Annotated in this window: 8 protein-coding genes and 1 pseudogene; all 9 read right to left on the reverse strand. The window is 45.8% G+C overall.

What is annotated here, in order from left to right:
* Window positions 1-33: 33 nt before the first annotated feature.
* Window positions 34-459, reverse strand: coding sequence for a B12-binding domain-containing radical SAM protein (locus V7L97_RS13030; protein ID WP_442891794.1), 426 nt, complete (start codon window positions 457-459; stop codon window positions 34-36).
* Between the two features lie 183 nt (window positions 460-642).
* The gene (locus tag V7L97_RS08635; protein WP_333655105.1) at window positions 643-924 is read right to left on the reverse strand and encodes a cobalamin B12-binding domain-containing protein; all 282 of its coding nucleotides are present in this window, start codon (window positions 922-924) and stop codon (window positions 643-645) included.
* A gap of 123 nt (window positions 925-1,047) precedes the next feature.
* A pseudogene (locus V7L97_RS13035) lies at window positions 1,048-2,048 on the reverse strand (glycosyltransferase family 2 protein).
* A gap of 306 nt (window positions 2,049-2,354) precedes the next feature.
* Window positions 2,355-3,011, reverse strand: coding sequence for an HAD family hydrolase (locus V7L97_RS08650; RefSeq protein ID WP_333655108.1), 657 nt, complete (start codon window positions 3,009-3,011; stop codon window positions 2,355-2,357).
* Window positions 3,008-3,670 (reverse strand): cyclase family protein, encoded by a 663-nt coding sequence (locus tag V7L97_RS08655; protein ID WP_333655110.1) that lies wholly within the window; start codon window positions 3,668-3,670, stop codon window positions 3,008-3,010. Before V7L97_RS08655 ends, V7L97_RS08650 begins: the two co-directional genes overlap by 4 nt.
* Window positions 3,667-4,578, reverse strand: a complete 912-nt coding sequence (locus tag V7L97_RS08660) for a phosphoglycerate dehydrogenase (RefSeq protein WP_333655111.1) — start codon at window positions 4,576-4,578, stop codon at window positions 3,667-3,669. Before V7L97_RS08660 ends, V7L97_RS08655 begins: the two co-directional genes overlap by 4 nt.
* Window positions 4,578-5,468 carry an NAD-dependent epimerase/dehydratase family protein gene (locus V7L97_RS08665; RefSeq protein WP_333655112.1) on the reverse strand — a complete coding sequence of 297 codons (891 nt, stop codon included), beginning with the start codon at window positions 5,466-5,468 and terminating at the stop codon, window positions 4,578-4,580. The genes V7L97_RS08660 and V7L97_RS08665 overlap by 1 nt, the downstream gene beginning before the upstream one ends.
* A 39-nt stretch (window positions 5,469-5,507) precedes the next feature.
* Window positions 5,508-7,508 (reverse strand): hypothetical protein, encoded by a 2,001-nt coding sequence (locus tag V7L97_RS08670; protein ID WP_333655113.1) that lies wholly within the window; start codon window positions 7,506-7,508, stop codon window positions 5,508-5,510.
* A gap of 54 nt (window positions 7,509-7,562) precedes the next feature.
* A partial coding sequence (locus tag V7L97_RS08675) for a B12-binding domain-containing radical SAM protein (protein ID WP_333655115.1) occupies window positions 7,563-8,422 on the reverse strand: 860 nt, incomplete at its 5' end.

The raw sequence follows: 8,422 nt of genomic DNA on the forward strand, positions 1-8,422 counted from the left end.
CTATACTACCTGAATCGGAGGTCTTTCTAAAATCTATTTTGGACAGATGTGATACGAGATAATTTTGCAATTAGCCTGAGCCATCAAGAAAAGAAGCTCCTCGTCAACACAATCTACCCTCGCTTCGGCCCACCATGAAATTTTTTTGTGCAACTCCCTACGAATCATTTCTCTACAGAGACTCTTGGCACGCTCTTTATTTACGGCAAAATTATCATCCTGAACGAAAAGTTGTGTTACGCCATAATTTTTAATTAGATTCTCAATTTCACTGCAAACACGCTCAATACTGTGCATCCTATATTTTTTCCCCGTCAACAGACGGTTAGAGCAAAATATACAATCAAAGGGGCATCCTCGAGAGGTAAGGATTACGCCAAGTTTATCACCGGTTCTCATATCCGGACTAATTTTATATTCATTCATAGGTAAGAGGTCCAATGCTGGGGGGTATGTCATCAATGTTCTCAATCAATTTGCGCGGAGCGCTTGCAATCGTTTGCCCGTTTCTTACACACCTTATTCCAGGGACGGACGCAGGATCTATTCCGTTGTTAACAGCCTGGACAAGCTCGTACATTGTAAGCTCGCCCTCACCAACAACATAATCAATCGCTTTCTCTGCAAGAAAATCGTCAGGTCTTATTGTGGGATGGATACCACCAACAACAATAGTCTTATAGTCTTATCCGGGAATTCTGTTTTGATAAGCTTAGCTACCTCGATAGTGCTGTAGACTAATGCTGTAACACATGTAATACCAATAATATTGGGGTCGAACGATTTTATAATTGCCTGAATCGGTTCTTTTTCTACTTGAGAATCGAAAATCTTTACCTCTATACCTCTATCTCTCAAGAATGCGGCAATATATGCCAAGCCGAATGGTTGGAATACAAATGAAATTTTTGAAAGCTTTCCCATATATCGTCTGATATCATATGGAGGATTTATTAAAAGGACTCTCATACTCTTATTCACCTAATCTTTTTCCAAATGTAAGAGCTTTGTCTTTTTCTCAGCCAGGAGATTAAATTGGGGGCTCATCTATGAGACCTTATCGTGAGCATTTTCATTATTGACGACGCCACTCTGTCCCTTATTGTAGTTTCCACTATTCTCAAGCCTTTTTAGGTTGTAATTAACATTTTCGAGCAACTTTCTATTTACTGCCTGCAGATCTGCTAAAAAAGCAACCAGCATTGTCTGAAAGCCTATTCCGAGCAATACGGAGGCAAGAATGAGAGACTGGATATATTGCCCCGGGGTGTTAGTTACCATGAAGCATATAAATCTGAGGCCGATTAAAAAACCTGCTAAAAATAGAGCCAGTCCTATGGTAAAGAAAAACCTGAATGGTCTGTACACAATAAATATACGAAGTATTGTATTTATGGAGTGCTTTATATAGGATGGTATGCTTTTTATTAGCCTTGATGGCCTCAGATAGGGGTTGGTACTAATCGGAACAGAAACTATCGACATATTTTTTGTCCGGCCTGTATTACCATCTCAAGGGTATAGGTGTAAGCGTTAAAAAGATTCAGATGCAGGGCAGCATTCCGGCTTACAGCCCTGAAACCGCTCGTAGCATCTGGCAGGTCAGTATTGCTAGCAAGACGTACAACCTAACTACCGATTTTCTGAAGAATCTTTTTAGAAGAGGAGAAATGCTCAATCTCATCGATTGGTCGCGCTCCTACGACAATATCTGCCTTTCCCTCCAGAATGGGCTTCACGAGTTTTGGAATATCCTGTGCTTTATACTGGTTGTCAGCATCGGTATTGACGATAACGTCTGCGCCGAGTTTGATGCACGCCTCAAGTCCGGTCACAAATCCTTTTGCCAATCCTTGGTTTTTGATTAGTCTGACGATGTGGTCTACGCCGTGTCTTTTCGCCACCTCACTGGTGTTATCCGTGCTGCCATCGTCAATCACCAGCCATTCGACCGTTTCGAAGCCTTCTACCGTGCGGGGGAGGTCTTTCAGCGTTACTCCCAGCGTTTCCGCTTCATTATAGCAGGGAATTTGGATAATTAGTTTCACCCGACACCTTTTTCCTTTGTCGTCCTCTCAAGAACATACATATTTTGCTATTCCGTTATGCAACATAGCATCTTTTTGAGACCCTATTATTAAGAATCAACAGAGCGAACACTGTCAAGGGGATACTATCTCTTAGGAGATTTGTTACCTGTGCACTTTCGCTCATACTTGCTCCCTGCAGCTGATTATCGTCTGTCGGGCCAGCATTGGGAGCACATCCCCAGAAGATAACACACGGTCTGGCTGTGCGCAGAAACGGAGAGGGAATCCCTAACCAGATGTCATTGGAGTATGTAGGGAGAGCGTTCATTGATAGTTTTCCTCAATCTTTCTGATTACATCGGATAGCTCGGTTAAATCGTACACTTTCCACGCGCACTCCTTCAATTGCTTGCTGTTCTCCTCAGTGAGCCGCGCAATGAACGTGATACCAGTCTGTTCAGCAGCACGACGGTCGCTCTCAGCATCCCCCACAAACACCGCTTCTGACTGGTTCAGTCCGTAGCGGTGCATAATATCGCAGATGATATCATGTTTCTGTTTTGGAGATCCGTGGGCCTCGTTGAAAAGATGCCCTATACGCCGTTGCTGCAGAATATCATGCAGTTCCTGCTCAGGGGTACCCGATGCAATGAATGTATGATATTTCTCGTGATTGTCCGTAAGAAATTCCTGTGCACCGGGAACAAAAGATGCTTTCAAAATCTCATCGAGCACCAATGCGGAAAAGCGTTCGCCGAGTTCCCTTTCTCTTTCCGCTGACAACGGCAGTTTCAGGATTGCTTTATGGATATGTTGGAATTTCACGTACCGCGAAATGCCCATGTTTTGGAGATGGTATTCTGTAATTTCATCCGCTTTGTCCGGGTAGTCACGTTCAAAAAGCATCCTGAATGCTTTTGTTTTCACAGTGGATGATTCAAGAATGACGCCGTCGAAATCAAATATAACCGCCCGTATCACTCAAACACTCCTATGATGGTACAAGGAGCACTATCGACACCCGATACACGGAGCGGTACAACCCATACATGCTTCAGATTTTCCAAGTTGTCCTCAAGAAGCATATCCTCAATAACAAGGATCGGATGGCCCTCTCCTTCCGGATCAAGAAAGGCCCGATGCGCCTCCCGACCAACATCACGATGCGCATATGAGGAGAGGGATATCCAGTCGAACCCTACCGCACGAATACAGGGATATTCTTTCCTGAGCCAGGTCCCGATCTCCGGATGCAGCCCCGGTCCCTGGAGGCTATACATACTCGAGCTCCGCCGCGCTCCCCATCCTGATTGCAGAATAAGGAGATCGGTAGTGGCGCGCAGAGGCGTTATCAGATCGGTTTTTCTCACTACTCCGCCCGGTTCCACACTTATGTGAATTACCTGTGGAAACCGAAAAAGCCAGTACTCGGCATCATAATCACAGGGACCTTTCCCTCCCGGGAAAAAATGCGCTGGACAGTCAATGTGAGTGCCCCAGTGGTTCTCTATGGTAATCCGATGGACATCACAGGAGGCTCCTTCGGCCATCGCTTTGATCTTTACCGTGACAAGCCCTCGCTCCGCTAAGCCGTAAAAAGGAGTGTGTGGCGAAAGCTCATGCGAAAGATAACGTATCATTGCCTTTCTATGGCAGAAAGGAGATTGCGAACAGTCTGAATCTCCATTCCAATCCTCGCTTCTTTTGCATACGATCCGACATGAGGGGTAAGAATAACCGTATCAATTTCTCTCAGTCTTCCGCCGTATGGCTCCTGCTCAAAGACATCCAGCGCTGCGCCTTCCAGGTGGCCTCCCTTAAGCGCCTTATAGAGCGCATCCTCATCTATAACCCCTCCTCTTGATACGTTGATCAGCCATGCTCCCTTTTTCATGAGCCCGATTTCACGTTCACCCAAAATCCTCTGGGAGGAGGAAACATGGATTGATACGATATCGCTTGTCTGAAGAAGAATATCCAGATCGACCTTCTCGTATCCCGGTACACACAGATCTTCCCTTGCATCACAATACCGCACCTCACAGCCGAACGGCACAAGGCATGATGCGGTACGCTGTCCAATCTTTCCGAAGCCAATGATACCTACAGTCTTGCCGCTCAAAAGATTTCCCATCCTCTTTTTCCAGGTCCCGCTGCGGATCTCACGGTCCATAAGGGATATTTTCCTCAGTAAATCCAGAATCATGCCCACCGTCAACTCTGCAACGGCAGCTGTCGGAGCATCCGGGGTATTGAAAACTTTTATGCCGAGCCTCTCCGCAGTTTTCAAATCAACATTGTCCAGACCGGTTCCACATCGTGAAATGACCCTGAGCTTGGGCGCCGACTCCAGGACATCCTCTGTGAGGGGCTCTGTTCCGGCAATCAGAAAATCAATATTGTTGGAAAGAAAATGCTTTATTTCATCGACCGCCAGCTTCCTCCCGTAAGGATTCATATGCACCTCACATCCCGCATCCGTAAGCATGCGCAGAGGACTGGCATCGAATTTTGCGAAAGAGGATGTCGAAATAAACACCTTTTTCATCACACTTTTCTGTTATGAATTTTATCGAATATTTCCTGTATACAGAGGAGCAGGCCCTGCCCCATATCGGTATAGTAGTGTTTGACATACTTCTTTCCGATCTTGGGAATAAACGTATACGGCGTGATGGTGTAATGCACCATCGGGTCATCTGATGCCGGCGGGAGGTACTCCACCGAAATATCTTTTTTCAATATCTCTCTAATCATCATGAAGAGCTCGCTCACCTTCATCGGGTGATGCCCCGTAAAGATCACATGCTCATTGCGAAACTTATCGTCGAGTATCTCAACACTCGCCTCCGCTGCATCACGCACATTAATGTATTCCCGTATTTCATTGCCATCTCCGTAATAGGTGATTTTCCCCTCCGTCAATGCCTGGTTAATAAAGCGGTAAACGCTGTTGCGCATATCTGCGCGGCTCCCGTACAATGTCCCATAACGCAGAATTGTGTAATCAAGGCCATACTGTTTCTGGTAGACATCGATGTAATGCTCGCACGCACTCTTGCTGCACCGATAGAATGAGCCGGAATCACTGAATACGTATACCGTGCTTGCATACACAAACCTTCTGACTTTTGCCCTTTTTGCCTCTTCGAGCAGGATCGTATTGCCGAGAATGTTATACTGTACCGTTTCGATAGGCTTCCGTGAAGCCTCGTCAATATCAGCAATGCCGGCAAAGTTGTATACTATATCAACTCCATCAAGCGCTTTCCGTACCCGCGACTGATCGAGAATATCGCCAACAATCATCTCCTGAGTAGGATTAATATACTGGTACTCCCTGATATCGTAGATGCGCACTCTATGTCCTGCTTCACTCAGGGCATCTGCTACATGACTACCAAGAAAGCCTGCGCCGCCGAAAACTATAATTTCCATGTTTCAATTCCTCCCATACTGGTTCCTCCTTGCAAACGACTACGCCCTCTTTTTTTCCGAATGCTCATGTGTGAGCAGTTTAAGGAACTGCTTCGGTATATTGTCCTCAGAGCCGAGGAAAAAGAAATTATGCAACATATCTGCTGTTTCGGAAGCACTAGGCGCGATGTCGGCCGGGGCGTTGAGTATCGATAAAATCTTTTCTCTCAACTCCCCTGGTGACTCGACATTACTGATCATCCTGTTTGTCATTCCCCTCAACGGCGACGTGTTGACCATCTCAGGGGTACTGACTGTAATGACAGAACACCCAAACGCCAGCGCCTCCACAGCCACGCTTGAGTCACCTACCACCGCGACCCGTGCATCGATCAGAAGGTCCTCTATAGAGCCATCTTTTATTTTGAATCTTCCTGTAGTTACATGCATTTCCGATAGTGCAAGTGCCTCTTTGAGATTCAGAAACGGGTGCGGCTTAAGCCATATCTCCACATTTTCTACCCCTTGCAGTGCCTCGTAAATAATATTGAGGAGAGCGCAGCTACTTTCGATGCTGATGGAAAGTATTACAATGACGACATTCCCGCTTTTCTTCCATTCTTTGCCGATATGCTTTTTCAGATGATAGAACCGTATCGCTTCCACAATAGGAAGCCGCTCCTCCGGCCATCCGCTCTCCTTCATGTAGCTTTGATGCAAAAAACCGTTGCAGGCGAGCATATCAGGTAGCGGCAGTGGATAAGAGACATCACCACGTAGTTCCTCTGGAGCAAAAAAGTAATTCAAGAGCATTTTTGGAACCGTCGAATGCTGGTACCCGAGCAAACGCATATCTGGAGATACCGCATTTCTTGCTGCTGCCAGCGCCTTCTCCCATGCGTGCATTTCACAGTAGTAGAGACACCGATCTGCTTTCACCCTGCGTAGCAATTCTTTAAACATGCCATAATACATAATTCCATCATACCCGATGCGGCCAGTGAATGAGGCATACCAGTCATCCCTCATGAGCAAATAAAAGTTATATCCATTAATCTCGTGGCATGCTGCAATCCGGCGCTCCAGCCTGATAAAGCGCAAGCCGAAAACGAGCATCCGAAGGAAGCTGGAGATCTGGAGGCTTAATGAACTAAACTCCTCTACAAGGATGAGAGGATATCCATTATTGTCAAACTGCTTCGCATAAGCAAGCGACTCTGAAAATGTGATGGAGCCATGGGGAACGCTCATGGCAGCCCAGACAATATTTCTACCCTCTCTTTCCAAGCTTTGCTGGACGTGCTCGAAATAATTGTTTCTGAAGACTCCTTTTTCAGCTGATGCACGATCGAAGTTGGGGAAATAGGTGATAATCATGAGAGGAGCAACTCTGCCTCTCACTCTCTTTGTACTCCCCATCGCCCTCTTCACCTGCAGCGTCCTCCAGAAAAAGCGCACCGCAAAATACATGAGAGCAAGCACATGTTTCAGATAGAGCAGTCGCTGTAATTCCAAAAGCCTTCTCTTGATACCCATCCCTGTTTTTCCACGTGTGGAAACTGTTTCATATCTCACCCCGCTTCTCTTGGTGTAGTGAGCAAGCGCAGCCCTCAGGCGCTTGTTGCTGCACCCCATCACGATTTTTCCAACCCCATTCGATGTCACAATCCTCACCACTGCATCCAGCTGTACAAGAAGATCAAACGTATCAGTCTTCAGTCTGTTTTTTTCAGCAACAAGCCCGAGCCACCATAGAGAAAGATTCTTATCGATTGAGAAAACGTCCCTAAGACTCTTCCCATTGTGAAGAACTCTATTCGGGAACTCCGCGATGAATTGTATGTATTTCTCCCGTATGGTATCAGCGGAGGTCTCAATTTCTCTTGCGGTTTGGATCACCGTTACGGTACAGCCCCTCTTTCTTAGTCCCTCCTCCACTGCGTTTGTCAACGATTCCCTCGAGGTCAGGGGGAAGAGGAGCACAAGATCTTCCTGGTTTGCAGAAATTTCACCTAATTTCTCGGGTTCAAAAAATCTATCATATATAAAGAGGACGTTCACGGTAGATAAAGGTTCTCCGAAGATCAGTCACTGAAGCGCCAGAACGGAAGTGCTCTATTCCCTTCCGACCTGTCGCCATCCTTTACAAGCGTAAAACTCCTTCTTAAGCTCATTAAATATCTTGTCTCCTTCTTCATCCAATCTTTCGGCTGTCCTGATACGGGCGTATTCCTTCTTATCCATCTCAACATAAAGAGGAATAGTGCGGAACAGTCCCAAGATCTCCTCTTTGGAGATAGTGGGATTCTTCAGGCGATAATCTCCATGGAAGAAATCTTCTGCAATCATGTCTTCGCTTATCATGCCATCCTTTACGCAAATATCTCGCAATTCAGAGCCATGGTAAGGGCTGAAGATATGCGTACTGACCCCATCAGGCTTAACATCTCTGAGCACATTAATGGTATCAAACACCATTTCCCGAGTTTCATAGGGAAAACCGATAATAACGTTCGTAGAAAATGAAATCTCATGACTCCGAAGAATTTCACATGCCCGCTTGAACGCAACATTTGAGTAGTTTCTCTTCAGGAACTTCTTTCTGAATTCTTCATTTCCGTGTTCGAGTCCGATGCTGATCCTTTTGCACCCGACTTCCTTTATGCATCTTACCTTTTCCTCAGTGATATCCTCTGGTCTTGTATTGAACCAGAAGGGGATAGAGAACTGCTGATACATCTCGGTAAAGTTTCTCACCGTATCGATGCTTCCAGCGAGAAACGATTCTGACACGATATACACAAATTCAGGATTGTATATCTTTATATAAGCCCTCAGTTCCTCCTCTATTCTTTGCATGGACTTTTTCCTGTACCATGAACCCCCCCTCGAAAAATAGACATAGGTTCTTCTGATTTTCCTTTTTCCTGTACCATGAACCCTCTCCTTTGAACAGCTTTTTGAGAGAGTAATCC

Origin of the sequence: Dissulfurispira sp. (genome assembly GCF_036745535.1) — a bacterium.
In the GTDB taxonomy this organism is placed as follows: Bacteria; Nitrospirota; Thermodesulfovibrionia; order Thermodesulfovibrionales; family Dissulfurispiraceae; genus Dissulfurispira.